The sequence below is a fragment of the Pseudomonas sp. 05N431 genome (genome assembly GCF_056397005.1).
The window spans coordinates 101,103-125,105 of record NZ_JBFTMN010000013.1; the positions used below are offsets into that span (position 1 = coordinate 101,103).

The following is a 24,003-nucleotide window of genomic DNA, read 5'->3' on the forward strand; positions in this document are numbered from 1 at the left end:
CCGTCTCGATATATAAGTGCGCTTGGGAATAAGCTTTATCAGGGAATGATCTAGGAAAAAGCATTCTAAAAACGACGGCAAACTTTCCTATTAGCGACTACATCGTTTTTTAAATAAATAACTAACTGGATGAATTTAAAGAAAAAAACTCAAACACAGCCTGTGTTTTTCATGTGTTTTTTATGTATACACAAGAAATACAATCTATTGACCATCCCCAAAACCCGTGCGAGTCTCGACTCATCAGTCAGCCGCACCTGACAGTGAAACTACCTTTGGAGGTCGTTTGTGAAAAACGGCAAAACTTGTCTCTACGAAGACCTGAAACGTCAAATTTTGACGATGGAACTGGACCCTGACGAAGCGCTGGATGAAGTCATTCTCAGCGAACGTTATGGCTTGTCCCGAACGCCCGTCCGAGAAGTTTTTCGCCGCTTGGCCGGTGAAGGTTATGTCGATATTCGAGAAAACCGCGGCGCTCGGGTTATTCCGATGAATCACTCGACACTGCGAAATTTCTTTCTGGTTGCACCGATGATGTACGCAGCCATTGGCCGTCTGGCGGTTCAGAACTTCAAGCCACGCCAACTGATCGATTTGAAAGACACGCAGCACCGGTTCCGCATTGCCACCACCTCAAGGGATGCGCTGGCAATGGTCGTCGAGAACAATCGCTTTCACGCGATCATGGGCGAAATGGCCGATAACCAGTATCTCCAGCCGAGTCTGGAAAGGTTGCTGATTGATCACTCCCGCATCGGTAATACATTTTTCCGACCTCGAAATGAGGACATGGAAGAACGTCTCGAACTGTCTGCAGGGCACCATGATTCTTTTATCGAGGCTATTGAACGTCGCGATGAAGAAGCCGTTGTTGATCTTGTGTTTGAACACTGGGAGCTGTCCCGGGAAAACATGGAGATTTTTATCGCGCCCCAAGGCATCAAGGCGGATGCACTCATTGACCTTCCACGTCACTCATCTTCGGAGAAATCATCTTGAAATTTGAAGGCATCTATACCCCCGCGGTGACTCCTTATAATTCTGAAGGGGAGATCGACTGGAACGTGTACTCCGAAGTATTGGAGTCGCTGATCGAAGCGAAAGTACACGGCATTATTATCGGTGGATCGACTGGCGAATATTATGCGCAGACTTCGGAAGAGCGCACTGAACTTGCCGCTTATGCAAAAGATGTGATCGGCACTCGGGTGCAACTGATTGTTAGCACCGGGGCCATTCGCACTGAAGATGCAGTGCAGTATGCGAAGGATGCCAAAGCGATCAAGGCGGACGCCATTCTTGTCACCAGTCCGCCATACGCGCTCCCGACCTCCGAGGAAAACGCGATACACGCATTGACCATTGATCGCGCTGCCGACCTGCCGATCATGCTTTACAACTACCCGGGTCGCATGTGCGTTTCGATGGATGAAGATTACTTCACCCGTGTGAGCCAATCGAAAAACGTCATTGCCATCAAGGAAAGCTCCGGCGACATGGGGCAGGTGCATCTCCTCGCACGTAAGTTTCCCAACATCGCACTGTCATGCGGCTGGGATGATCAAGCACTGGAGTTTTTTGCCTGGGGTGCCAGAAGTTGGGTGTGTGCCGGTTCCAACTTCTTGCCGAAAGAGCACGTGGCGCTTTACGAAGCCTGCGTCATTGAAAAGAACTTCGACAAAGGCCGTCAGATCATGTCGGCGATGATGCCTCTGATGAATGCTTTGGACGGCGGCAAGTTCGTGCAGTCGATCAAGTTTGGTTGCGAGCTGGCTGGACTGAAAGTAGGGGACGTGCGCCTGCCGCTTCAGCCGCTTGATTCAGAAGAGAAGAAAAGCCTTGAAGCGATCATCAACGATGTGAAACGCAACGTTGCCAACGTCACTTCGGGAGCCAGCCATGGGTGATCTTCTGAGCAAGGCCGAATACGTCGCCATCGCTAAAAGTATTTCGTTTCCTTCCAATGCGTTCATCGATGGCGCGTTTAAACCCGCTCTCTCTGGCAAAACGTTCGCTACCAGCAATCCGGCGACGGGGGAGTTTTTGACCGACGTCGCTGCGTGTTCATCCGAGGATGTCGACGCTGCGGTCAGTAGTGCAAAAGCGGCATTTGAGGATGGACGCTGGAGATCGATTTCGCCCAGGGAGCGCAAAGCGGTTCTCCTGAAGTTCGCGAATCTGCTTGAAAGCCATCAACACGAACTGGCAGTCCTGGAGAGCCTCGATAGCGGCAAGCCTGTCAGTGAATGCCAGTTGGTCGATGTGCCAGACACCATTCACACGCTGCGTTGGCACGCGGAGTTGATCGACAAGATTTATGACAACACCGCCCCGGTGGGCAGTGACGCACTGACCATGGTGGTCCGCGAGCCGATTGGTGTGGTGGGCTGCGTATTGCCGTGGAACTTCCCCCTGTTGATGCTGGCCTGGAAAATCGGCCCGGCGCTCGCCGCGGGATGCTCGGTGATCGTCAAACCCGCCGAACAGACCTCGCTGACGACGTTACGTGTTGCGCAGCTCGCGTTCGAAGCCGGTGTGCCCGCAGGCGTGCTCAACATTGTTACCGGTACAGGCAAGGAGGTCGGGGAGCCGATAGGCTTGCATAACGATGTCGACATGGTGAGCTTCACTGGCTCCACTGTCACCGGTCGTCGTTTCCTGCATTACGCAGCCGATTCGAATCTGAAACGCATCGTCCTTGAATGTGGCGGGAAAAATCCGGCCGTGGTGATGGACGATGCGGAAGATCTGGATCGTGTTGCCGAGCATGTGGTTAACGGTGCGTTCTGGAACATGGGCGAAAACTGCTCCGCCACTTCACGCCTGATCGTCCACGAGTCGGTGAAAGATGAGCTGCTGCAACGCATGGGCGCCTACATCCGCGAATGGAAAATGGGCGATCCGCTGGATCCGCAAAACCGCGTAGGTTCGCTGGTCAGCCCTGAGCATTTCGCGAAAGTGAAGTCGTACCTTGAGCACGCCGCCGCTGGAAAACTCGACGTTGTGTACGGCGGCGCGACCAAAGATGGTGCCTTCGTAGAGCCAACGGTGATTGACGGCGTAGGTCGGGACAACCGGCTGTTCCAGGAAGAGATTTTCGGCCCGGTACTTTCGGTCACCACCTTCAGCTCGATCTCTGAAGCGATTGCCCTGGCCAATGACACCGTATACGGCTTGGCCGCCTCTGTTTATACCGGCAGTTTGCGACGGGCCATCAGGTTGTCGCGGGAAATTCGCGCCGGCATCGTCACTGTGAACTGCTTTGGTGAGGGTGATGCTTCCACGCCTTTCGGCGGCTACAAGGAATCAGGGTTCGGCGGTCGGGACAAATCGATTTTTGCTCACGATCAGTACACCGAAATCAAAACCATCTGGATCGATGTTTCTGGTCGGTCGGATGAAGAGACCGAAAAATGAGCACCCATACCATCAAGCGCCTACCGGTAGACACCGGGGTTTCAGGTTGGGAGGCGATTTCCACACGCACTGCTCCTGTCCGCATGCTTGATGGGAGTGTGTCGGCAGACTGGCTGATTATCGGTGCGGGCTTCGCTGGCCTGTCTGCCGCTCGCAGGCTGGCCCAGCTGCATCCAGGCGATAGCATCGCAGTCGTTGATGCCCATGAAGTCGCGAAGGGCCCGGCAGGAAGAAACTCCGGCTTCATGATCGACGTGCCCCACAGTCTTTCATCCGGGGAATATTCGGTGGCCGGTGAGTCTGCAACGGCGCTGGAAATCACCCAGAACCGCTTTGCGATCGCTTTTGCGGCTGAAGCTGCACGCGAGTACGGCATGTCTGCCGAGACGTTTGATCCGTCCGGAAAGATCAACGCGGCGGCAACAGAACGCGGGATGAGGCTCAATGAGAACTATGCGAAATCGCTAAAAGGCATCGGCGAGCAGTTTGAGATGCTGGACGCTGCGCAGATGCAGGATATTACCGGCTCCCGTTATTACCACGGTGGGCTTTATACGCCCGGTGCGGTGATGATCCAGCCTGCTCAATATATTAGGGATTTTGCATTCGGGCTGGATAAGAACATCAGCTTATATGAACGCTCTCCGATTATTGAACTGTCCCGGTCGGGAAATAGCTGGAAGGCAAGGTCTCATCGCGGCGTGGTTAATGCGCCCAAGGTGATTCTCGCGGTCAATGGCCATGTTGAAGACTTCGGTCATTTTCAGGGCCGACTGTTGCACGTGTTTACGTACGCCTCGATGACCGCTGCTTATAGTCATGAAGAGTTTGAACGGGCGGTAACCGGTCAGGCTCGATGGGCTTTATTACCCGCGGATCCGATGGGCGCGACAGTTCGCAAGATTACTTCAAATGGGCTTTCGCGCATCGTTATCCGTACAAAGTTCACCTATGACCCCAGTATTCAAGTGACCCTCAAACGGGTTGCCGAGATTGCCGAAGAACAACGGCACTCACTGGACGCGCGCTTTCCCGAGTTGAAATCGACTCCGTTGGAATTTAGCTGGGCTGGACGTCTTTGCTTGAGCCGTAACAGCGCCGCAGCGTTCGGGGAGATCGAAGAAAATCTGTATTCGGCGTGCTGCGAAAATGGCTTGGGAACGGTCAAGAGCACCCTGGCGGGCGTGATGGCGGCTGAGTTGGCCACAGGCACGCGTTCAAAGACTCTGGAAAGTTTCAGTCAAGCGCCTGGGCCAAGCAGGCTTCCACCCAGGATATTAACGAAGCTGGGTGTCAACTCAGTCATTCGTTGGCAGGCGCTGAGAGCAGGGCGAGAGGGCTGAAGTGTTTCACACAACCGGCTTTTATTTCATAAAAGCCTAATCTCTGGTTTTAACCGTCGTTCGGAGTACGCCATGAAAAAGATTTTAAAGGCAATCTGCGCTGTCGCTGTGGCTGGTGTAATGAGTTTGCCCGTTCACGCAGAAGAAAAAACCATCACCATGGGTACCATGACGTGGGAGGACTTAACGCCTATCACCGGTATTACCAAGAAGGTACTTGAAGACGCTGGCTACACAGTGAAAGTTGTAGATTTTTCCGAGTGGGGCATTGCGTACGCTGCGTTAACCAAGGGTGATGTTCAAGTATTGGCGTCCCAAACGGACTATGCAGCGAACGATTACTGGAACAAAAACAAGAACAAGATCGAGAAACTGTCTCCCGTCTCTTTTGGTCTTTACCAGGGACTTGCAGTACCCAGCTACGTCAACATTGATTCCATTGATCAGCTGAATGCCAATTCGGAAAAACTCGGCGGAAAAATTATCGGTATCGAGCCAGGGTCTGGCTTGATGAGCGACGCTAACAATGCCGTTAAAGCCTATGACCTCAAACTCAAGTTGGTCGAGGGCAGTACCACTGCGATGACGGCAGCGTTGAAATCAGCTGTCGACCGTAAAGAGCCGGTAGTCGTAACCGTCTGGGAACCGTCCTGGATGACCAAAAAGTACGATCTTAAATTCTTGAAAGATCCAAAAGCCATATTCCCACCACAGCAGGGCTACTACTGGATCGGCCACAAAGGCTTTGCTGAAGGCAATCCACGTGCTCGCGAGTTGATGGCGAGTGTGTACGTGCCGATCACAGACATCACTGCGATGAATGCTGAAGTCAAGGATGGCAAAACAATGGAGCAGGCAATCAAGGACTGGACGGATAGCCACGCCGAGTTGCTGAAGCGTTGGGAAAATATCAAGAACTGATTCAAGTTTGCTTTAAGCCACTGCCGCCCTTTGATTCATTAGAGAAACCAGAAAACTGGTTCACGGGTTACGAAAATGACAACGGCCAAAATAGACAACAACGAAGTGCTAGTGGATTGCCAGTCCGTCTGGAAAATCTTCGGAAAGAACGCACCTGCGGCGATGAATGCTGTCGTTCAGCAGGGACTAACCAAGACCCAGATACTGCAAAACTACGGCTGCGTGGTCGGTGTCTCTGACGTTAGTCTCCAGGTTCGCCGAGGAGAAATATTTTGCATCATGGGATTGTCCGGCAGTGGCAAATCCACCCTTATCAGGTTACTCAACAAGCTGATCACGCCGAGCTCAGGGAAGGTTTTGGTAAAGGGCAAGGATCTTTCGTCCCTCACCTCTGCGCAGCTGCGAGAGGTCAGGGCACACCATATCGGCATGGTCTTTCAGAGCGTCGCCTTGTTGCCAAATCGCACGGTTCTGGAGAACACGGCGTTTGGCCTGGAAGTGCAGGGCGTGGGCAAGGCTGAACGTTACAAAGTGGCCGAGCAGGCGCTGGCCAAGGTGGGTTTGAGCGATTGGTCTTCACATTATCCCAGCGCGTTGTCTGGCGGTATGCAGCAACGTGTGGGACTGGCCCGTGCGATCACCGCCGATCCTGAAGTGATTTTGATGGACGAACCTTTCAGTGCGCTTGACCCGTTGATTCGCCGGCAGTTGCAGGATGAGTTTCGCCAGCTGACCAAGGAGCTCGGCAAGTCCGCCGTATTTATCACGCACGACCTCGACGAGGCGATCCGCATCGGTGACCGCATCGCGATCATGAAGGATGGCGTGATCATCCAGGTGGGGACTGCCGAGGAGATCGTTCTCAATCCGGCTGACGACTACGTCGCGGAATTTGTGGCGGGCATTTCCAGATTGCATCTGGTTAAAGCCCAGTCGGTCATGACACCCGTCGAGCCTTACCAGGTGGCGAACCCTGGCTGCGACATCACCAGGCTTGCCAAGACCTCGCTCGACGCTGATATCAACGCGCTTATCGAATTGACGATGAAGTCCGACCGCGACGCGCTTGCTGTCGTCGATAACGGAACAGTGGTCGGCGTCATTACGCTGCGTGATCTGCTTCGTGGCGTCCAAGGTATTCCGAATGAATTCGCGGCTTCATCAGCTGCCAGTGTTCTGGAGGAGTCGACATGAGCATCCCGGACTTTTCCAATCAGTTCGACTCGGTCGTCGACTCGAGTCTGGAATGGCTCTCGGATCACGGCGAGTTCTTGTTCAACGGCCTCAATGTACTGCTGACGGGCACTTACAAAAGTGTTCTCTGGTGCATTGCCTATCCCCCGTATTACGTCATCGCGATTGCCATTGCGCTGATTGGCTGGCGGGTCGTCGGCGTTCGATTCGCCATTCTTTCAGGCCTGGCGTTGCTGTTTTGCAACGTTATCGGCTTGTGGCCAGAGACAGTTAGTACCCTTGCCCTGGTGCTGACGGCCACCGTGCTCGCGCTGGTTGTCGCGATTCCATTGGGTGTGCTGGCGGGCCTTGCGCCGTCGGTTGATCGGGTCGTCGATCCGGTGCTGGATCTGATCCAGACACTGCCGCCCTACATCTATCTGTTGCCGGCCATCGCGCTGCTGGGCTACGGCCCGGCCACCGCACTGTTGGCGACTTTTATCGTTGCCGTACCGCCGGCCATACGCCTGACCTCTTTGGGGATTCGCATGACTCCACGGGAGTTCATCGAGCTGGGGGATGCCAGCGGTGTCACCGGCTGGCAGATGTTTTTCAAGATTCGCCTGCCATTCGCCAAGCCAAGCATCATGGCCGGGGTGAATCAGAGCTTGATGATGGCCTTCGGTATGGTCGTCATTGCCGGCATCGTCGGTTCCGGCGGGCTGGGTGAGTCGATTTATGGAGCCGTTCGTACACTGGATATCGCCAAGTCAATCAATGCGGCTATCGCCATCGTCATTCTGACCATGATTCTGGATCGGTTGGCGCAGCACGCTGCACGCTCGCGGATGGGAGAAAGCCAATGACTACCACAGACATCCAATTTTCCCCGGGCGAGTTCCTCGCACCGGGCGTTGACTGGCTGAACGCCAACCTGCACGGATTGTTCAAGGGCATCACCGAGGTGATCGAGGCGGTACTTGGCGCTGTGGAAGGTGTGCTGCTGGCTCCCCATCCTTATCTGTTCATCGGCATCGTCGTGGTAGCTGCGTTCTTTTTCGCCAACAAGCGAGTCGCCGTGTTTGCAGGGCTGATGTTGGCTTTTTGCTTGTTCTCCGGCCTCTGGGTCGCCTCGATGCAGACGATTGCGCTGGTCTCCGTCGCGGTGTTGATATCGGTAGCCATAGCGTTTCCTCTGGGTGTCCTGGCAGCCCGTGTGAAGCGGGTGGATGAAGCGTTCCTGCCGATCCTCAACATCATGCAGACAGTGCCGCCATGGGTTTACCTGATTCCCGCGGTAATTCTGTTCAGCCTGGGGCGGGTGCCAGCCATTATCGCAACCATCGTTTACGGCATTCCGCCGATGCTCAGGCTGACTACCTTGGCGTTCAAACAGTTGCCAAAAGAGTTTCTTGAACTGGGGCAGGCATCCGGTGCTTCGCCAAAGGATATTTTGTTCAAGATCGAACTGCCGACGGCCGCGCCAACGCTGTTGGTAGGGCTGAACCAATGCATCCTCATGTCGCTGGCGATGGTGGTGTTGGCAGGCCTGGTCGGCGCTGGCGGTCTTGGAGCCGAGGTGACCCGAGGCCTCTCAAGGATGGAGATGGGACTGGGGCTTCGTGCCGGCCTGGCGATTGTTGCTGTGGCACTGCTGCTGGATCGACTGTCACGTGGCGCCTTGCAGCGTCATTCACCCAGCAGCCACCTTTGAAAGGGTTCCGGTATGAGACGCAGTTTTTTTTGCATTGACTCACATGCGTGCGGTAACCCGGTTCGGGTGGTGGCAGGTGGCGGGCCGCTGTTGCCGTCGGTGTCGATGGCCGAGCGTCGAGATATTTTCGTTCGCGATCATGACTGGGTGCGAACCGCGTTGATGTTCGAGCCCAGAGGGCACGACATCATGTCTGGCGTCATCATCTATCCGTCCTCTCGTGAGGATTGCGACTTTGGGGCCTTGTTTATCGAAGTCAGTGGCTGCCTGCCGATGTGCGGCGCGGGCACCATCGGCCTGTCGACCGTCGTTATCGAGGAAGGCCTGATCACCCCTCGAGAACCTGGCACGCTGGCCATCGAGACACCTGCCGGGCGAGTCGATGTCGACTACACCGTGAGCGGTGAATATGTTGACTCTATTCGCCTGTTCAACGTGGCCAGTTATCTGCATAGCGCCGATGTGGTGGTTGATGTGCCTGGCGTCGGTGAGTTGGTTGTGGACATCGCTTACGGCGGTAATTTCTATGCGGTAGTCGAGCCGCAGGAAAATTGGGCCGGCCTGCAAGGGTTGACCACGGCAGACATCGTCAACCTGAGCCAGAAACTGCGCTCAGCGCTGGCAGAAGTCAGTAACCCGGTGCATCCCGAGAACGGCAGAATCAGCGGCGTTCACCATGTCATCTGGTGCGACGACGAACACAGTGCAGCCGCCGATGGACGCGGTGCGGTGTTTTATGGCGATAAGGCCATTGATCGCTCACCCGGTGGCACCGGTACTTCTGCGCGGATGGCTCAACTGTTTGGCAAGGGACGCTTGAAAGTAGGGGATACGTTTCGCAATGAAAGCTTGATAGGGACGATCTTCGAAGGGAAAGTCGAGTCGGCCGTCAAAGTCGGAACGTTCGACGGTATCAGGCCAAGTATCTGTGGCTGGGCGCAGATAACCGGACACAACACCATTTTTGTCGATGATAAAGACCCGCTTCGCCACGGCTTTCAGCTTGCCTGATCAGTTGCATAATGGTGCTGGTGGTGTTGAAACTTCTGCGGTTAGCATTGCGCCTTACCGACGCACCAAATGACAGGTGGGTTAACGCAACCGAGTAGGTCGAACATTGATCGAACGACGCCAATTTAGCGGAGGCATGAAGGGGAAAAACCTTCGCTATCTGAATGAAAATCCCAGTGAGACTGCTCAAATGACTCGGGCAGGATTTCTGCTGCTCGAGCATTTCTCGCTGCCCGCGTTCACCCAGGCGCTGGATACGATTGTCACCGCGAATCTGCTACGCCCCGGATTGTTCGCTTCCCGAACGTTCGGCTTGAATGACGGAGAGGTCATCAGTGATCTCGGCCTGGTGATTCGTCCGGATGCGCGTTTCGATTCTTCAGCCATTCAAAACCTGGACCTGTTGGTCATTTGTGGCGGCTACCGGACAGAACTGAAGGCGACGGATGAGTTGATCAACCTGTTGCGAGCAGCGGCAGACCGGGGCGTGAGTCTGGCCGGGTTGTGGAATGGCGCCTGGTTCCTCGGCAGCGCTGGCCTGCTGGATGGATATCGATGCGCCATTCACCCGGAACATCGCCCCGCACTCGCGGAAATCTCCAAGGCGACGCATGTCACCAGCGAAGCCTATGTCATCGATCGAGACCGGCTCACCGCTTCCAGTCCTGCGGGGGCATTCCATATGGCGCTGGACTGGATCAAGGAGCTACACGATAAAGCACTGGTCGAGGGTATCGAGGACATTCTGGCTTTCGAAGAGTCTCGTTATCGGCGCATCAAACCGGCGGAAAACATCTGTGTGAGCGCGCCATTGCGCGAGGTGGTCAAGCTGATGGATGCCAACCTCGAAGAGCCGCTGGAGCTGGAGCAACTGGCGGTTTATGCCGGCCGTTCTCGTCGACAGCTCGAACGGTTGTTCAAGGAGCAACTGGGCACGACGCCGCAGCGGTATTACATGGAACTGCGTATCACCGAGGCGCGGCGACTGCTGCAACACACCGAGCTTTCCCAGGTCGATGTGCTGGTGGCCTGCGGTTTTGTTTCACCCAGCCATTTCAGCAAATGTTATAGCTCGTACTTTGGATACAGACCTTCCAAGGAAACGCGACTGGTCAAATGAAAACGACGCCACTGCGAGGCCGGGCCAAGCGATTGTCACGGCTGTCTTGATACGTCTCCTATACTGATTCGCGTTGCCAGGCTCAGCGCTCTGGCACCCAACGCCGTCGGGCCCGCCGACAGGGTTTTGACAGCTTCCCTATCAGTCACTGTAAGGAGAATGAACATGGCAATTCGCATTGGCGATGAAGCACCGGACTTTACTGCCGAAAGTACTGAAGGCCCGATCCACTTCCACGAGTGGATTGGCGACAAGTGGGCGATCCTGTTCTCGCATCCGAAGGACTTCACGCCTGTCTGTACCACTGAACTCGGTTATATGGCCGGACTCAAGCCCGAGTTCGACAAGCGCAACACCAAGATAGTCGGGCTCAGCGTCGACCCGGTCAGTGACCACCGGGCCTGGCTCGGTGACATCGCAGAAACCCAGGGGCATGCGGTCAACTATCCGATGATCGGCGACGAGAACCTGGTCGTGGCCAAGCTCTACGACATGATTCACCCGAATGCCAGCGGCGGCTCACGCACCGCCGCGGACAACGCCACGGTGCGCTCCGTGTTCATCGTCGGCCCGGACAAGAAAGTCAAGGCGATGCTGATCTACCCAATGAGTGCCGGACGCAACTTCGATGAAGTGTTGCGCCTGCTCGACTCGCTGCAATTAAACGCCAAGCACACGGTCGCCACCCCGGTGAACTGGCGTCCGGGTGAGGACGTGATCATTCCCACGTCGGTGTCCGACGAAGAAGCCAGGAAGAAGTACCCGCAGGGCTTCAAGACGTTGAAACCCTATTTGCGCACCGTGGCGCAACCGAAGTAATTCACTCGGCGTCCCTCCCTTGCAACGATTGCCTCAGGCTCGGGCAGGGGAGGGTTGTTTAATTCGATCAAAAGCAAGTGGCTGTTTTAAAACCAATTTATGTGCTTTGGGGGCTTCCCAGACGAAACAAAAGTTGATAAATTTCCGCGCGTTTTTGCAGAGGCCCTCACGGGGCTTTCAGCAACCGCTACAGGGGCGTCGCCAAGCGGTAAGGCAGCAGGTTTTGATCCTGCCATGCGTTGGTTCAAATCCAGCCGCCCCTGCCATTTTCCCATGTTCATCCAGGTGTTCCCTCAACCGGCAGGTTTTGCGCGAATTCAGGATGATCGTCTATATCGACAACCGCACTCTCTTTCTTGGCTTTTCCGGCGTGTCGAATGCCGGTGGCTGCGCAGTCGTGAGCTTGCGCGGCGAAGGCCTCAGCGGTCGCCTGATCGAAACCCGACTGTTACCAGCGAAAACCCAACGGTTTATCGAGTTTCCGCGTGAGCATCTCGAGAGCGCCTGACGCCGCTCCTTGGGAAAGGGGCCAAGCTATCGCGGCATTGCCCAACGCACCAGCAGCGCCATCGCAAACCTCATTCCTACCTGTCCTTCGAATACTGGAAAGTGCCTCGACTGTCGTAAAAACGACCTGTTTACGCTGAACGCGAACCCCCATGAGTTTTCTGTTGAACGAGTGTTCAGCTTGGACTATGTTCGTCCCACCTTCTCCCCGGCTGGTTGCGGGCTTGCGTTTCTTCTTCCCGAACGAGGCACTGGCATGCGGTTTTCACCCTTTGTTGAGCGGATCTCGGGCCAGGGCGTTGCCGCCTGGGATATTCACCATGCGGCGTTTGACGCCCAGCGTCGTGGCGAGGATGTCATCATCCTCAGCGTCGGAGACCCGGATTTCCCCACTCCAGACTTCATTACCGATGCCGCGGTTGATGCGCTGCGTGAGGGCGACACTCACTACACCGAAATCGCCGGTCGCCTGGCCTTGCGCGAAGCCATCGCCGCGCGATACAGCCAACTGTTCGACCGTGAGCTGCAAGCGTCAAACATCATCAATGTGGCGGGGGCGCAGAACGCACTGTTCATCACCTCGCTGTGCCTGCTGTCTGCCGGCGACGAAGTGCTTGCCCTGGACCCGATGTACGTGACCTACGAGGCGACGCTCAAGGCCTCCGGTGCGACGCTGGTGCGGGTGCCTTGCGCGGCGGATTCCGGTTTCCGGCTCGATGCCGCGGTGCTGGCCAAGGCCATCACTCCGCGCACCCGGGCGATTTTCCTCTCCAATCCGAACAACCCCACCGGCGTGGTGCTCAATCGCGAAGAGCTGCAAGCCATCGCCGACCTCGCCATCACCCATGACCTGTGGGTCGTGGTGGACGAGGTCTATGAGAGCTTGGCGTTCGAACGCGAACACCTCAGTCTGGCGGCTTTGCCGGGCATGGCCGAGCGTTGCGTGGTCATCGGCAGCCTGTCGAAATCCCATGCCATGACCGGCTGGCGGATCGGCTGGATCGTCGCCGATGAAACCCTGGTGGCGCATGCCGAAACCCTGATGCTGAGCATGCTCTACGGCTTGCCGGGGTTTGTCATGGAGGCCGCGCTCAAGGCTGTGCAGGCCCATGAGGAGGTGACCCACGGCATGCGCGAAATCTATCGCCGTCGTCGCGATCTGGTGGTGAAAGGCTTGTCCGATTGCCCGGGAATTTCAGTGCTCACGCCCGATGCCGGCATGTTCGTGCTGGTGGACGTGCGGGGCACTGGCCTGAGTTCTCTGGAGTTCGCCTGGCGTCTGTTGCGCGAGGCGCGGGTATCGGTCCTCGATGCGGCTGCTTTCGGCGAACCGGCACAAGGCTTTGTGCGGCTCTCGTTCACGCTGGGTGAAGAACGGCTGGCCCAGGCCTGCCAGCGTATTCGCGATTTTGTCCGGGTGTTGAAAGGCGAAGCGCCGCGACCGGTGGTCACCGGTGTGACCAGCCAAGAGACCGCTGAGCCGGTCGCGGCCAAGACCATGATCGAGGTCGATGGCCTGCACAAACGCTTCGGCAATATCGAGGTCCTCAAAGGCGTCTCCCTGACGGCCCGCGAAGGCGATGTGATCTCCCTGATCGGCGCCAGCGGCTCGGGCAAAAGCACCTTGCTGCGCTGCATCAACATGCTCGAAGTGCCGGACCAGGGGCGCATTCTGGTGGACGGCGAAAGCATTCACCTGAACTTCGACCGTCCCGGCGCGCCGCTGGTGTCCGACGCCAAACAGCTGGTGCGGATCCGTTCGAGCCTGGGCATGGTGTTCCAGAACTTCAACCTCTGGCCCCATCGCACGGTGCTGGAAAACCTCATCGAAGCGCCGACTCAGGTCCTGCGTGAAAGTCGTGCGGAGGCCACTGAACGGGCCGAAGCCTTGCTTGAACGCGTCGGGCTTGCGGCCAAGCGCAACGAGTACCCGGCGTTTCTCTCCGGGGGACAGCAACAACGGGTGGCCATCGCCCGGGCCCTGGCCATGCGGCCCAAGGTCATGCTGTTCGATGAACCCACCTCGGCACTCGACCCGGAACTGGTCGGCGAAGTGCTGCGGGTGATCCGCTCTCTCGCCGAAGAAGGCCGGACCATGATCCTGGTGACCCATGAGATGGCCTTCGCACGCGATGTTTCTTCCAAAGTCGCCTACTTGCATCAAGGGTTGATCGAGGAATCCGGTTCGCCGGACGAAGTGTTCGTACACCCACGCAGCGAACGTTGCCGACAATTCGTCAACGCTCATCAGACTCGCTAATAACATAAAAAAAACGGGGAACAATCATGGGAAATCGACGTTTGGCAAACTGGTTGACCGGCGTGGCCTGCGTAATGCTGGCCGGCATGAGCGCGGCACAGGCGCAGCCGATCAGGTTCGCGGTCGCCGCCGAACCGTATCCGCCGTACACCGAGAAGCAGGCCAACGGTGAATGGAAAGGCTTTGAAGTCGACCTGATCCACAAGCTGTGCAGCGAAATGAAAGCCGAGTGCGAGATCAAGGAAGTGGCGTGGGACGGGATCATCCCGTCGCTGCTGGCGAAGAAGATCGACGTGATTTTCTCGTCCATGTCGGTGACCGAAGAGCGCGAAAAACAGATCGCGTTCAGCAAGGCCTACTACGACTCGGCGATCGCGGTTGTCGGACCCAAGGGCACTGCGGTGAACAAGTACCCGGATGATCTCAAGGGCAAGATCATCGCGGTGCAGAACTCGACGGTGAGCGCCAGCTACCTGAAGGCTTACTACGAGAAAATTGCTGATGTGAAGTATTACGACACCCAGGACTCGGCCAACGCCGACCTGATTGCCGGTCGTGTCGACCTGATGATGGCGGACGGCACGGCCATGGCAGCATTCGTCAAGACGCCGGATGCCAAGGACCTAGCCTACCTGGGCACGGTACCTTATGACCCGATCTTCGGCAAAGGCGTGGGCGCCGGTCTGCGCAAGGATGACACCGAGCTCAAGGCCAATCTCGACAAGGCGATCAAGACCCTGCTGGCGAGCAAGGACTATGACGACCTCTCCCAAAGCTACTTCGGGACCAGCGTGAAGCCTGCTTTCTGATCTGAACACAGATCCTGTGGGAGCGGGCTTGCTCGCGAATGCGGTCGACCATTCAGCAATGATGTCGACTGACACACCGCTTTCGCGAGCAAGCCCGCTCCCACAGGGGATGTGGGGTGTTTTCAAGGCCCGTAACCGGAGAGTAGAAATGCCAGCAATGTTCGAGTTGATCGATTTCAGCGAGCAAGGATGGGGCAGTGCGCTGTTGAAGGGGCTCTGGATGACCCTGCAGATATCGGCCGGGGCCTTTGTGGTCGGGCTGTTCATTGGCCTGGTGGTGGCCTGTCTCAAGTTGAGCGCGCCCAAACCGATTGCGGCACTGATGCGTGGCTACACCACATTGTTCCGGGCGGTTCCGGAGTTGTTGCTGATCCTGTTGCTGTACTACGTCGGCTCGATGCTCCTCAATTCGCTGATGGCCCGGATGGGTTACGGCGCGATGGATGTCAGCGGTCCTCTGGCGGCAATCCTGGTACTGGGGTTGGTGCAGGGCGCCTACGCTTCGGAGATTTTTCGGGCAGCGATCCAGGCGATTCCCTTTGGTCAGATCGAAGCGGCGAGGGCGTTCGGCCAGAGCGGGTTCGGGTTGTTCCGACGCGTCACGCTGCCGATCATGGCGCCTTATGCGATGGCCGGGATGGCCAACCTGTGGATCAACCTGATCAAGGACAGTGCATTGATCAGCGTGGTCGGCACCAACGAGCTGTTGTACACCGCCAAGCAAGGGGCGGGTTCGACGCGTCATTACCTGTTGTTCTACCTCACGGCCGCGGCGATGTACTACGTGGTGACGTTGGTGTCCAACTACCTGTCGGGACGGCTTGAGCGACGCACTCGTCGCTGGATGCCCTTGGCTGAGTGAATGAAATGATTCCAGCGTGGATAGTTGAATACGCGGCGCTGTTGGGCCGAGGGCTGCAAACGAGCATTACCCTTCTGATGTTTGCCAGTGCGTTCGGTTTTGTGCTCGCGGTGCTGGTGGCGCTGGCCCGGATCTCGAAGAATAAAGTCATCGCCAAGGCCAGCCTGTTCTACACCAGCGTGTTTCGCGGGACACCGTTGCTGATCCAGATCTACATCTTCTATTACGGGCTTGGCAGTCTGTTTGCGCAGTTTCCGCTGATTCGCAGCAGTTTTCTCTGGCCTTATCTGCGTGACGGCTACTGGTACATCGTGTTCGCCCTGGTGCTGTCGGTGGGGGCCTATGTGGGCGAAGTGATTCGCGGCGGCCTGCTGGCGGTGCCAAAAGGTGAAATGGAAGCTGCCTCGGCGTTTGGCATGACCCCGCGCCAGTCGCTGCTGCGGGTGCGCTTGCCGCGGGCCATGCGGTTGCTGTTGCCGACATTGGCCGGGGAGACCGTGATGTTGCTGAAGTCCACGGCGCTGGCCTCGACCATCGCGGTCATCGATCTGCTGGGCGCCGCCAACGTGGTCCGTGCCCAGACCCTGCAAGTCTATCAACCGTTGCTTCTGGTGGCCGGGGTGTATGTCTGCCTGACGTTCCTGATCGAGGCGCTGTTCGCTTTTGCCGAACGGCGCGGGACGCCGCTGCGCAGGGCGGTGTAATGAGCGCGCCACGGGTTGACCGGTCGTTGCAGGGCATTGGCCTGTGCACCTTGGGTTACGCATTCCTGGCCTTGCAGGACGCGAGTATCAAGTGGCTGGTGGCCGACTATTCGGTGGTCAGCATCCTGTTCTGGCGCAGCCTCGTGGTGGTGCTCGCCTGTCTGCTGGCCGGACGCCTGCAGCTGGTTCAACGGGCCTGGCGCTCACCGAGCCGGCGCTTGCTGGTGGTGCGCGGGTTGCTGTCGCTTGTTGCCTGGCTGCTGTATTACACGGCAGCCCGGGACCTGACTCTGGCAGAGATGACCACGCTGTATTTTTCGGCACCGATCATGGTCACGGTGCTGGCGGTCGTCATCCTCAAGGAACGTGCCAGCGGCTGGCAGTGGTTCACCCTGATCATCGGCTTTGTCGGCGTGATCATTGCCTGTCGCCCCAGCGATATGGCCGAGCCCTTGCCGATCGTGCTGACGTTGTTGGCGGCGATGTGCTGGGCCTTCACCTACATCCAGTTGCGGCAGGTGGATGACCAGACCTCAGTGCTGGAGCAGATGCTGATCACCAATGGGGTGTTTGTCATTTGCATGCTGCTGGCGTTGCCTTGGACCCACACCCCATCGCCGACCCCGGCCTGGTTGGGGATGCTGGGTGCCGGGCTGGTGGGTGGTATCGGGCAGTTCCTGCTGTTCGCCAGTTTTCAGCGGGCCACGGCGATTTTGCTGGCGCCGTTCGAGTACACCGGGTTGGTCTGGGCGTTCCTGCTGTCGAACCTGGTCTGGGGCACGCTGATGGATGAGTCGCTGATGATCGGTGCCGGATTGATCGCGGTCAGCGGCACCCTGGCCATGATTGTTGGCCGTCACCCGTCACAGGACATCGTCGGCGCTGAATGCTCCGTGACGCAACCCCTTTATCCCGCAACAACCGACAGCGAGCTCGTTGGCGGAGCTGAAGGTTTCGGGGCTCAGGCATCCCTCGATCCAGAGTCCGTCGAGCGTCGGGGTCAATAGTCGTGATGAGAGGACACGCTTATGGCGCAGGACATTTCGTTCGCTGTTCGGAACAATAACGGCGACGCGGTACGGGTCGGCGTGTGGCGATTCGAAGGCAATGGCGGCGGGCCGAAGGTGCACTTGCAGGCGGGGGTGCACGCCGATGAAATCGCCGGGATGCTGGTCCTGCATCTGTTGATGCAGCGACTCCAGGTTGTCGAAGCCGAGGGCCGCCTCAAGGGCAGTGTGACAGTGGTGCCGCAGGCCAATCCCCTGGGCATCGGGCAGTTTCGTCAAGGACGAATACTCGGTCGGTTTCACGACGCCACGGGCCATAATTTCAACCGTTCATTCGACCAGTCGACAGCGATGGCCCGACCTTCGACTCCTGTCCAGGCCTGGCAAAAAAGCCTGGTACAACTGGCGGCTACGGCGGACTTAATGCTCGATCTGCACACCGATGACGAGGCAATGCCGTACCTCTATGTTCACCGCAGTTTCTGGCCACGTGGCCGTGAACTGGCGGCGGCGATGAAGATGGCGGTGGCGATCATCTGGGATGACGGTGGCGATGGCTCCTTCGAGGAAACCATCATTGCGCCCTGGCTGCGCGATGGCGTCACCGATCAGCATCTGGCGGCGACCCTGGAATTGCGCGGGCAGGGCGATGTCAGCGACCGCTTTGCCGAGCAGGATGCTGCGGGGCTGTACGCCTGGCTTTGCGCGTGCGGGGTGATCGATGAGCCGCTGTCGCCAGGCGATTGGCCTGTCGAGGCGATAGAGATGAGCCACATGGAGACCATTCTTGCGCCGCAGCCCGGGGTGCTGATCTTTGAAAAGGAGCTGGGCGATTTCGTCGAAGAAGGGCAGCGGTTTGCGCGGATTCTGGGGCGCCCGGGTGATCCATCTTCCGAAGTGCTGCTGTTTGCCGAGCAAGCGGGGCGGATGGTGACACGTTATCGGGATCGGCTTGTGCAACAGGGCATGGTGGTGGCGAAGTTCACCGGAGCCCGGGTGTCGCGCAACTGGAGTGGAGGATTGCTGGACCCGAACTAGAAGGGGTAAGCGGCTAATGCCTGTCAGTTAAGGCGCAAACCTGTGGGAGCGAGCCTGCTCGCGATGACGGCATAACATTCAACATCAATGTTGACTGACCCACCGCTATCGCGAGCAGGCTCGCTCCCACATGGATTGCGCTTAACTGACAGGCATTGGGGTAAGCGGCAGCCTTTCGAATCGGCATGTATTCAACCCCCAGAGAAGGCGCATCTGACCTGGCAATCAATGAACTGACTCAGGGTCCGTCAAGAAATCAATCAGCGCTCTGACTTTCATCGGCAGATAGCGGGCATGGGGATACAGCAGCATGAAGGGGCGGGTGGCGCCACCAAACTCCCCGAGTACCTCGACCAGTTCACCGCTTTCGATTTGCGCCTGAACGGTAAACCGGTACGCCTGCACGATCCCGGCGCCGTGTCTGGCCATCGTGATCGTTGCCAGATAATCCTCAAGGCAGGTGGTATTTCCAGAGGTGTTCACGCTCACCGACCGCTGATCGACGATGAAGGTCCACGGCACATTCCTTCCGCTGCTGGGCAGTTCAAACTGAATGCAATCGTGTAATTCCAGGTCCGACAGTGCCTGTGGAACGCCATGTTGCCGAAGGTACTCGGGAGAGGCTACGACCACCAGCTCCGCATTCTCGAGTGTGCGCGCAATCAGCGCCGAGTCATCGGGCGCTCGACCGCGGATAGCCAGATCGTAACCTTCCTCAGCGAAATCGATGTTCCGGTTACTGACGTGCACGACTACCTTGACCAGTGGATAGCGTCGACGAAACTCGGCAAGGCGTGGTAACAGTCGAAAATGCGCATAGGGCGTCGGTGCGCTGATTCGCAACTCCCCTGAGGGCGCCTGCTGCTGGCCCGTCACTTTACGCTCCGCGTCAACCAGTTGAGTCAGCGCTTGCCGGCATTGCTCGTAATAGACCCGACCTGCCTCGGTCAGGCGTATCTGCCGGGTGGTGCGGACAAACAAGCGCACCGCCAAACGCTCTTCCAGGCGTGACACCGACCGGCTCACGGCGGCAGGCGTCACTCCGGCGGCCTGTGCAGCGGCAGTGAAACTTTCAAACTCGACTGCCAAACAGAACAGTTCAATACTGCCGAGTTGCACATCGTCAAAATGCCGGGGCATCGTATCTCTCGATTGATTACATCAGGTATCAAGTCGGTGGTGTAACACGCTATCTATCCCGGCCGGACGAAAAAGTAAAGTGATCCCCTGATCAATCGGAAAACCGATCCGAACCTGCAGCCAAGCGGAGTTGGCGGTACGCACCGACCAGTTGATCCTGCGTGAACGCGCGATTTCGCCCACTGGGATTGGGCAGGACCCAGACCGAGGCATTGCCAAAGGTCTTTGACTGAAGCCCCCATGCAATTTCTCGTTGACCGGATAACGCGCTGTACGCCGCTTTGCCGAGAAACGCCACAAAGAGGGGTGCATAGCGTGCGATCTTTTGTTCAAAGTCCGCAGCGGCAGCGATGAACTCATGTGTAGACAGCTGATCCGCCCGAGCCGTTGGCCGTTCGACCACGGCGGTTAATCCACACTGATACTGCAAGAGTGTCCGATCGTGTTCCGGGCGTACTTCCTCCGGCGTAAAACCGGCGAGATGGAGGGTGCGCCAGAAGCGATTGCCCCGACCCGCAAAATGATGCCCCTGGGCGGCGGCCGTGATGCCCGGATTGATGCCACAGAAAATCACGGCAAGCTGCTCGGCCAGAATATCTTCGAGTCTTTCACCCACCCTAAAGCCTCTCACCGCAGATCACGCTGACCGCATTACGTGCAAGTTCCGTCAACTCTTCGCGGGACTTACCCGCCCGAGCACGTATCGAAATGCTGTGCAGCAAGGATGACGCGAGTACGGCAAGGGCCGCGGGGTCGGCGTCGCTTTTCAGTTCGCCGGAATCGATTGCAGCTCGCAGACGCGTTTCGAGTTCGGCATCGAGCCTGCTCAGCCGATCCGAAAGCACCTCTCGTATTTCAGCATCCTCGACGGCCTCGGTCGTCGCCGTACCAATCGCAAAACAGCCACGCGGTTGGCCTTCGCCCGAGAAGTAGATCGACAACTGCCCCTCATAGAAACGCATCAACGCCTGCTCGAGTGTCAGCGTGTTGTCCGTCAGCGCCTCATGCATGGCCGCCGCGGCAAATTCCCAATACTGCTCAAGCGCTTTGATATAGAGCGCGTGCTTGTCGCCGAATGCCGCATAGAGGCTTGGGCGATTCATGCCGGCCGCCGTTGCGATGCTATCCAGAGAGGCGCCGGAATATCCGGTGCTCCAGAAAACCCCAAGTGCCTGCTGCAGCGCTGTCTGCGGGTCATACGCGCGAGGGCGGCCGCGGCCTTTGCCCTCCGCAATTTTATTTTGTGCCATGTCGTACAAATTCCTTGAATGAAGGTGGGTCACGGCATATTCTTACACCATCGCACAAAATTAAGGAACCAGAAGTTCCTGAATTTCAGGTTTGTTGCAGCGGAGCTCGAACTGGGTATTGCGGCGATGAAACAGGTGCGGCAGAGCGATCCTCCTGACGCACACGAGCTTGATTCCTCACAGCAATTATTGACATCAGGGTCGCAGGCGATCGTTGCCGGTGTTAGCCCGATTTCCCGGTTAAAGGTGTATTCGATCATGACCAGACAGTTCGACATTCCAGCTTCGCAAACCTTCGAGCACCCAGGGCCGAACCAGGCTGACAGGCCCATCAAGAAACCGTTTAAAGAGAAGTTGCGACCACTCCTTATGGTGGGCGTTCCTGCGCTCGTCGCTGCGGTTGGGTATTCACACTATGTGACGGGCGAGCCCTACGTTTCGACCGATAACGCCTATGCCCGAGTAGCGAAGGCATCGATCAACGCCCGCGTTTCCGGACAAGTTGTCGAAATCGCGGTCGAGGACAATCAGCCTGTTCGCAAGGGCCAGGTGCTGTTTCGGATCAATCCGGAGCCGTTCCAGATCGCGATTAACCGTGCAGAAGCGCAGTTGAGCGTTGCGCGGCTTCGCATCGATGGGCTCAAGGCAAGCTACCGCCAGCAGCAGGCGGAACTGCAGTCGGCCAAAGAGTCGGCGGATTTCGACCAGCGGGAATTTGCCCGCAAGAAAGCGCTGGTCGCCACCGAGTTCGTCTCGCGCGCCATTTACGAGCGCGCAGACACCGACCTTAAAGTTGCCCGGCAACGAATAGCGTCGATCGAACAGCAGGTCGCCAGTACGGTCGTTGCCTTGAACGGCAATCCGGACATCGAAGCCGATAAACACCCGATGGTTCGCGAGGCCAAGGCTCAGCTCGACGAAGCGCAGCTTTATCTCTCGTACGCGACGGTGTATGCGCCGGAGGATGGCATCGTGGCCAAGGTCGACGATTTGCAGGTTGGCAACTACGTCAACAGCGGCGCGCCAGCCTTTGCCTTGCTGTCCGATCGCCAGATCTGGGTTGAGGCCAACTTCCGCGAAACGGAAGTGACCCATATGCGTCGGGGTCAGGAAGCAACCATCAGTGTCGATACGTACCCCGATCACGTATTCAAAGCCCACGTGACCAGTATGAGCCCGGGTGCCGGGTCGGACTTCGCATTGCTGCCACCCGAAAATGCGACCGGCAACTGGGTCAAGGTTGTGCAGCGGGTACCGGTCCGACTCGAACTCGATGAAGTGGATCCTGCTCTGCCGCTTTTCTCGGGTACCAGCGCCACGGTCAAAGTCGACACCGGCTATCGCACGCCCTGGTGGCACCCACTCAAGGCTCTGTTGACCGCAGGTACCGACCGATGAACGCCACTCTTGCTGGAAACCCGGCGGGAGAGGGCTCGCGCACGCTCAGGTTCGCCGCATTGCTCGCGACCTATATGCAGTCGGCGAACCTGCCTCTGCCGAATGCGGCACTGAGGTTTATTCAGGGCGCTTTGTCGATGACGGATGACGAGGCTGGCTGGGTATTCACTTCATACCTGGCGGCGAGCGCCATTACCCTGCCGATTGCGCAGTGGCTCGCCGGACGCTACGGCCTGAAGGTTGTGTATCAAGCCGCGATAGCCTTGTTCGTTCTTGGCTTGTTGCTCGCCATGCAGGCAACGACCCCGCTGGAGTTCGTCGGTGCGCGCATCATTCAAGGCGCCGCGAGTGGCTTGCTGGCACCGCTTTCGATGGCCATTGCAATGGAGACACTGTCACCTGCGCGGCGCGCAAAATTTGCTTCGATGTTCACGGCCATTGTGCTCTTGGGCATCGTCAGCGGCCCGAGTATCGGTGGCTGGGTTTGCGAACATTACGATTGGCGCTCGATTTTCTCCATCAGCCTTCCGCTAACGGCGTTTATCTTCGTGGTGGTGACGTTGCTGCTGGCCGAGAAAAAGGCCGAGAAAAGTCCGCCTTTTGACTTCTTCGGCGTCGGCACCTTCACGCTGGGAATGATCGGGTTGCAGATGCTGCTGGACCGCGGTGAGCGTCTGGACTGGTTTGCTTCGCCCGAGATCTGGCTGGAGGCGGTGGCAGGTGCACTGGGGCTCTACCTGTTCGTTGTTCATGTGCTGACTGCGAAGGTGCACTTCCTCAACAAGAATTTGTTCAAAGACCGCAATTTCGTGCTGTCGACGATCATCTTTTTCGCACTCGGTTTTGTGCTGTTGCCGACGATGGCCCTGACATCCCCGATGCTGGATGAAATTCTCGGATACCCACCTGACACGACCGGCTACCTGACGATACCGCGAGGTGTCGGGCTTGTCGGTGCATTTCTGCTGATGGGCCGGGTTCCTGCTCGTATCGACTCGCGACTCTTTGTTGCCGCGGGCGTGGCGCTGGTGGCTTATGCCAACTGGCTGATGCTCGGCTATTCGCCATTGATGGACTGGTGGCCCGTGGCGGTCGCCGGTGCACTCCAGGGAATCGGCCTCGGTGTCTTGATGCCGGCGATCAGTAAGGTGGCTTTCAGCACACTCGATCCCAGGTTCCGCCCGGAAGGTACCGGTTTTTTCAATCTGGCCCGTGTCTACGGAAGCACCCTCGGCGTTGCCATCGTGCAAGTGTTCTTCTTCAACAACACGCAAACGATGCATGTGGCGCTGGCAAGTCATCTGACGCCTTATTGCGCCGCGGCACATTCCATGACGGCGTCGACATCCTTGCAAGCACTCGGGGGACTCAACGAAATGATCACCGGCCAGGCGGCTTTTATCGCGGTTATCGGCCAGTTCAAGATTTTGATGCTGGCGATGCTGGTGGTGAGCCCGCTGGTTGTCTTTCTTCGCAAACCCGTTCCGACCAACTAGTTTTCGTGGAG

The 24,003-nt window shown here is 57.5% G+C and carries 23 protein-coding genes and 1 tRNA gene; 21 read left to right on the forward strand and 3 right to left on the reverse strand.

What is annotated here, in order from left to right; genetic code table 11:
* Window positions 1-288 precede the first annotated feature (288 nt).
* The 19 genes from AC1DIG_RS21520 to AC1DIG_RS21610 all read left to right on the forward strand — a co-directional run bounded on the left by AC1DIG_RS21520 (window position 289) and on the right by AC1DIG_RS21610 (window position 18,708).
* Entirely contained in the window at window positions 289-1,002 is a 714-nt protein-coding gene (locus AC1DIG_RS21520; RefSeq protein WP_477768918.1) for a GntR family transcriptional regulator, read from the forward strand.
* Complete coding sequence (locus AC1DIG_RS21525; protein ID WP_477768919.1) at window positions 999-1,910, forward strand: dihydrodipicolinate synthase family protein; 912 nt, start codon at window positions 999-1,001, stop codon at window positions 1,908-1,910. Before AC1DIG_RS21520 ends, AC1DIG_RS21525 begins: the two co-directional genes overlap by 4 nt.
* Window positions 1,903-3,420 carry an aldehyde dehydrogenase gene (locus AC1DIG_RS21530; RefSeq protein ID WP_477768920.1) on the forward strand — a complete coding sequence of 506 codons (1,518 nt, stop codon included), beginning with the start codon at window positions 1,903-1,905 and terminating at the stop codon, window positions 3,418-3,420. The genes AC1DIG_RS21525 and AC1DIG_RS21530 overlap by 8 nt, the downstream gene beginning before the upstream one ends.
* The gene (locus tag AC1DIG_RS21535) at window positions 3,417-4,763 is read left to right on the forward strand and encodes an NAD(P)/FAD-dependent oxidoreductase (RefSeq protein ID WP_477768921.1); all 1,347 of its coding nucleotides are present in this window, start codon (window positions 3,417-3,419) and stop codon (window positions 4,761-4,763) included. Before AC1DIG_RS21530 ends, AC1DIG_RS21535 begins: the two co-directional genes overlap by 4 nt.
* Window positions 4,764-4,835: 72 nt before the next feature.
* Window positions 4,836-5,684, forward strand: a complete 849-nt coding sequence (locus tag AC1DIG_RS21540) for a glycine betaine ABC transporter substrate-binding protein (protein WP_477768922.1) — start codon at window positions 4,836-4,838, stop codon at window positions 5,682-5,684.
* 75 nt (window positions 5,685-5,759) lie between these two features.
* Window positions 5,760-6,878: a quaternary amine ABC transporter ATP-binding protein gene (locus AC1DIG_RS21545; RefSeq protein ID WP_477768923.1), complete on the forward strand. Its 1,119-nt coding sequence runs from the start codon at window positions 5,760-5,762 to the stop codon at window positions 6,876-6,878.
* A complete protein-coding gene (locus AC1DIG_RS21550; RefSeq protein ID WP_427527449.1) occupies window positions 6,875-7,723 on the forward strand; it encodes an ABC transporter permease in 849 nt (282 codons plus the stop codon). The genes AC1DIG_RS21545 and AC1DIG_RS21550 overlap by 4 nt, the downstream gene beginning before the upstream one ends.
* Window positions 7,720-8,571, forward strand: coding sequence for an ABC transporter permease (locus AC1DIG_RS21555; protein WP_477768924.1), 852 nt, complete (start codon window positions 7,720-7,722; stop codon window positions 8,569-8,571). The genes AC1DIG_RS21550 and AC1DIG_RS21555 overlap by 4 nt, the downstream gene beginning before the upstream one ends.
* Window positions 8,572-8,583: 12 nt before the next feature.
* The gene (locus AC1DIG_RS21560) at window positions 8,584-9,582 is read left to right on the forward strand and encodes a 4-hydroxyproline epimerase (RefSeq protein ID WP_477768925.1); all 999 of its coding nucleotides are present in this window, start codon (window positions 8,584-8,586) and stop codon (window positions 9,580-9,582) included.
* 106 nt (window positions 9,583-9,688) lie between these two features.
* Window positions 9,689-10,702 (forward strand): GlxA family transcriptional regulator, encoded by a 1,014-nt coding sequence (locus tag AC1DIG_RS21565; protein ID WP_477768926.1) that lies wholly within the window; start codon window positions 9,689-9,691, stop codon window positions 10,700-10,702.
* 165 nt (window positions 10,703-10,867) lie between these two features.
* Window positions 10,868-11,521, forward strand: a complete 654-nt coding sequence (locus AC1DIG_RS21570) for a peroxiredoxin (RefSeq protein WP_103317300.1) — start codon at window positions 10,868-10,870, stop codon at window positions 11,519-11,521.
* Window positions 11,522-11,712: 191 nt separating this feature from the next.
* Window positions 11,713-11,787, forward strand: a tRNA-Gln gene (locus tag AC1DIG_RS21575).
* Window positions 11,788-11,843: 56 nt separating this feature from the next.
* A complete protein-coding gene (locus AC1DIG_RS21580; RefSeq protein WP_477768962.1) occupies window positions 11,844-12,029 on the forward strand; it encodes a hypothetical protein in 186 nt (61 codons plus the stop codon).
* Between the two features lie 255 nt (window positions 12,030-12,284).
* Entirely contained in the window at window positions 12,285-14,288 is a 2,004-nt protein-coding gene (locus AC1DIG_RS21585) for an aminotransferase class I/II-fold pyridoxal phosphate-dependent enzyme (RefSeq protein ID WP_477768927.1), read from the forward strand.
* Between the two features lie 26 nt (window positions 14,289-14,314).
* A complete protein-coding gene (locus AC1DIG_RS21590) occupies window positions 14,315-15,097 on the forward strand; it encodes a transporter substrate-binding domain-containing protein (protein ID WP_477768928.1) in 783 nt (260 codons plus the stop codon).
* A 148-nt stretch (window positions 15,098-15,245) separates the two neighbouring features.
* The gene (locus tag AC1DIG_RS21595) at window positions 15,246-15,959 is read left to right on the forward strand and encodes an ABC transporter permease (RefSeq protein ID WP_019689753.1); all 714 of its coding nucleotides are present in this window, start codon (window positions 15,246-15,248) and stop codon (window positions 15,957-15,959) included.
* A gap of 5 nt (window positions 15,960-15,964) precedes the next feature.
* Entirely contained in the window at window positions 15,965-16,663 is a 699-nt protein-coding gene (locus tag AC1DIG_RS21600) for an ABC transporter permease (protein ID WP_477768958.1), read from the forward strand.
* Window positions 16,663-17,670: a DMT family transporter gene (locus AC1DIG_RS21605; protein WP_477768929.1), complete on the forward strand. Its 1,008-nt coding sequence runs from the start codon at window positions 16,663-16,665 to the stop codon at window positions 17,668-17,670. The genes AC1DIG_RS21600 and AC1DIG_RS21605 overlap by 1 nt, the downstream gene beginning before the upstream one ends.
* 21 nt (window positions 17,671-17,691) lie before the next feature.
* Window positions 17,692-18,708: a M14 family metallopeptidase gene (locus AC1DIG_RS21610; protein WP_477768930.1), complete on the forward strand. Its 1,017-nt coding sequence runs from the start codon at window positions 17,692-17,694 to the stop codon at window positions 18,706-18,708.
* Between the two features lie 225 nt (window positions 18,709-18,933).
* Here AC1DIG_RS21610 and AC1DIG_RS21615 read toward each other — a convergent pair whose 3' ends face one another.
* The 3 genes from AC1DIG_RS21615 to AC1DIG_RS21625 form a co-directional block, all read right to left on the reverse strand.
* Window positions 18,934-19,848: a LysR family transcriptional regulator gene (locus tag AC1DIG_RS21615; RefSeq protein WP_477768931.1), complete on the reverse strand. Its 915-nt coding sequence runs from the start codon at window positions 19,846-19,848 to the stop codon at window positions 18,934-18,936.
* Window positions 19,849-19,939: 91 nt separating this feature from the next.
* Complete coding sequence (gene mug, locus AC1DIG_RS21620; protein ID WP_477768932.1) at window positions 19,940-20,464, reverse strand: G/U mismatch-specific DNA glycosylase; 525 nt, start codon at window positions 20,462-20,464, stop codon at window positions 19,940-19,942.
* A gap of 1 nt (window position 20,465) precedes the next feature.
* Window positions 20,466-21,098 (reverse strand): TetR/AcrR family transcriptional regulator, encoded by a 633-nt coding sequence (locus AC1DIG_RS21625; protein WP_477768933.1) that lies wholly within the window; start codon window positions 21,096-21,098, stop codon window positions 20,466-20,468.
* A 258-nt stretch (window positions 21,099-21,356) separates the two neighbouring features.
* Here AC1DIG_RS21625 and AC1DIG_RS21630 point away from each other — a divergent pair, with 258 nt between their 5' ends.
* Window positions 21,357-22,496, forward strand: a complete 1,140-nt coding sequence (locus AC1DIG_RS21630; protein WP_477768959.1) for an HlyD family secretion protein — start codon at window positions 21,357-21,359, stop codon at window positions 22,494-22,496.
* Window positions 22,493-23,992, forward strand: a complete 1,500-nt coding sequence (locus tag AC1DIG_RS21635; RefSeq protein ID WP_477768934.1) for a DHA2 family efflux MFS transporter permease subunit — start codon at window positions 22,493-22,495, stop codon at window positions 23,990-23,992. The genes AC1DIG_RS21630 and AC1DIG_RS21635 overlap by 4 nt, the downstream gene beginning before the upstream one ends.
* The last annotated feature ends 11 nt before the right edge of the window (window positions 23,993-24,003 follow it).

Excerpts from the sequence above, each read along its gene's own strand:
- AC1DIG_RS21530 (WP_477768920.1), top strand. The coding sequence starts at position 1,903 with ATGGGTGATCTTCTGAGCAAGGCCGAATACGTCGCCATCGCTAAAAGT.
- AC1DIG_RS21535 (WP_477768921.1), top strand. The coding sequence starts at position 3,417 with ATGAGCACCCATACCATCAAGCGCCTACCGGTAGACACCGGGGTTTCA.
- AC1DIG_RS21540 (WP_477768922.1), top strand. The coding sequence starts at position 4,836 with ATGAAAAAGATTTTAAAGGCAATCTGCGCTGTCGCTGTGGCTGGTGTA.
- AC1DIG_RS21545 (WP_477768923.1), top strand. The coding sequence starts at position 5,760 with ATGACAACGGCCAAAATAGACAACAACGAAGTGCTAGTGGATTGCCAG.
- AC1DIG_RS21550 (WP_427527449.1), top strand. The coding sequence starts at position 6,875 with ATGAGCATCCCGGACTTTTCCAATCAGTTCGACTCGGTCGTCGACTCG.
- AC1DIG_RS21555 (WP_477768924.1), top strand. The coding sequence starts at position 7,720 with ATGACTACCACAGACATCCAATTTTCCCCGGGCGAGTTCCTCGCACCG.
- AC1DIG_RS21560 (WP_477768925.1), top strand. The coding sequence starts at position 8,584 with ATGAGACGCAGTTTTTTTTGCATTGACTCACATGCGTGCGGTAACCCG.
- AC1DIG_RS21570 (WP_103317300.1), top strand. The coding sequence starts at position 10,868 with ATGGCAATTCGCATTGGCGATGAAGCACCGGACTTTACTGCCGAAAGT.
- AC1DIG_RS21580 (WP_477768962.1), top strand. The coding sequence starts at position 11,844 with ATGATCGTCTATATCGACAACCGCACTCTCTTTCTTGGCTTTTCCGGC.
- AC1DIG_RS21585 (WP_477768927.1), top strand. The coding sequence starts at position 12,285 with ATGCGGTTTTCACCCTTTGTTGAGCGGATCTCGGGCCAGGGCGTTGCC.
- AC1DIG_RS21590 (WP_477768928.1), top strand. The coding sequence starts at position 14,315 with ATGGGAAATCGACGTTTGGCAAACTGGTTGACCGGCGTGGCCTGCGTA.
- AC1DIG_RS21595 (WP_019689753.1), top strand. The coding sequence starts at position 15,246 with ATGCCAGCAATGTTCGAGTTGATCGATTTCAGCGAGCAAGGATGGGGC.
- AC1DIG_RS21600 (WP_477768958.1), top strand. The coding sequence starts at position 15,965 with ATGATTCCAGCGTGGATAGTTGAATACGCGGCGCTGTTGGGCCGAGGG.
- AC1DIG_RS21605 (WP_477768929.1), top strand. The coding sequence starts at position 16,663 with ATGAGCGCGCCACGGGTTGACCGGTCGTTGCAGGGCATTGGCCTGTGC.
- AC1DIG_RS21610 (WP_477768930.1), top strand. The coding sequence starts at position 17,692 with ATGGCGCAGGACATTTCGTTCGCTGTTCGGAACAATAACGGCGACGCG.
- AC1DIG_RS21615 (WP_477768931.1), bottom strand. The coding sequence starts at position 19,848 with ATGCCCCGGCATTTTGACGATGTGCAACTCGGCAGTATTGAACTGTTC.
- AC1DIG_RS21625 (WP_477768933.1), bottom strand. The coding sequence starts at position 21,098 with ATGGCACAAAATAAAATTGCGGAGGGCAAAGGCCGCGGCCGCCCTCGC.
- AC1DIG_RS21630 (WP_477768959.1), top strand. The coding sequence starts at position 21,357 with ATGACCAGACAGTTCGACATTCCAGCTTCGCAAACCTTCGAGCACCCA.
- AC1DIG_RS21635 (WP_477768934.1), top strand. The coding sequence starts at position 22,493 with ATGAACGCCACTCTTGCTGGAAACCCGGCGGGAGAGGGCTCGCGCACG.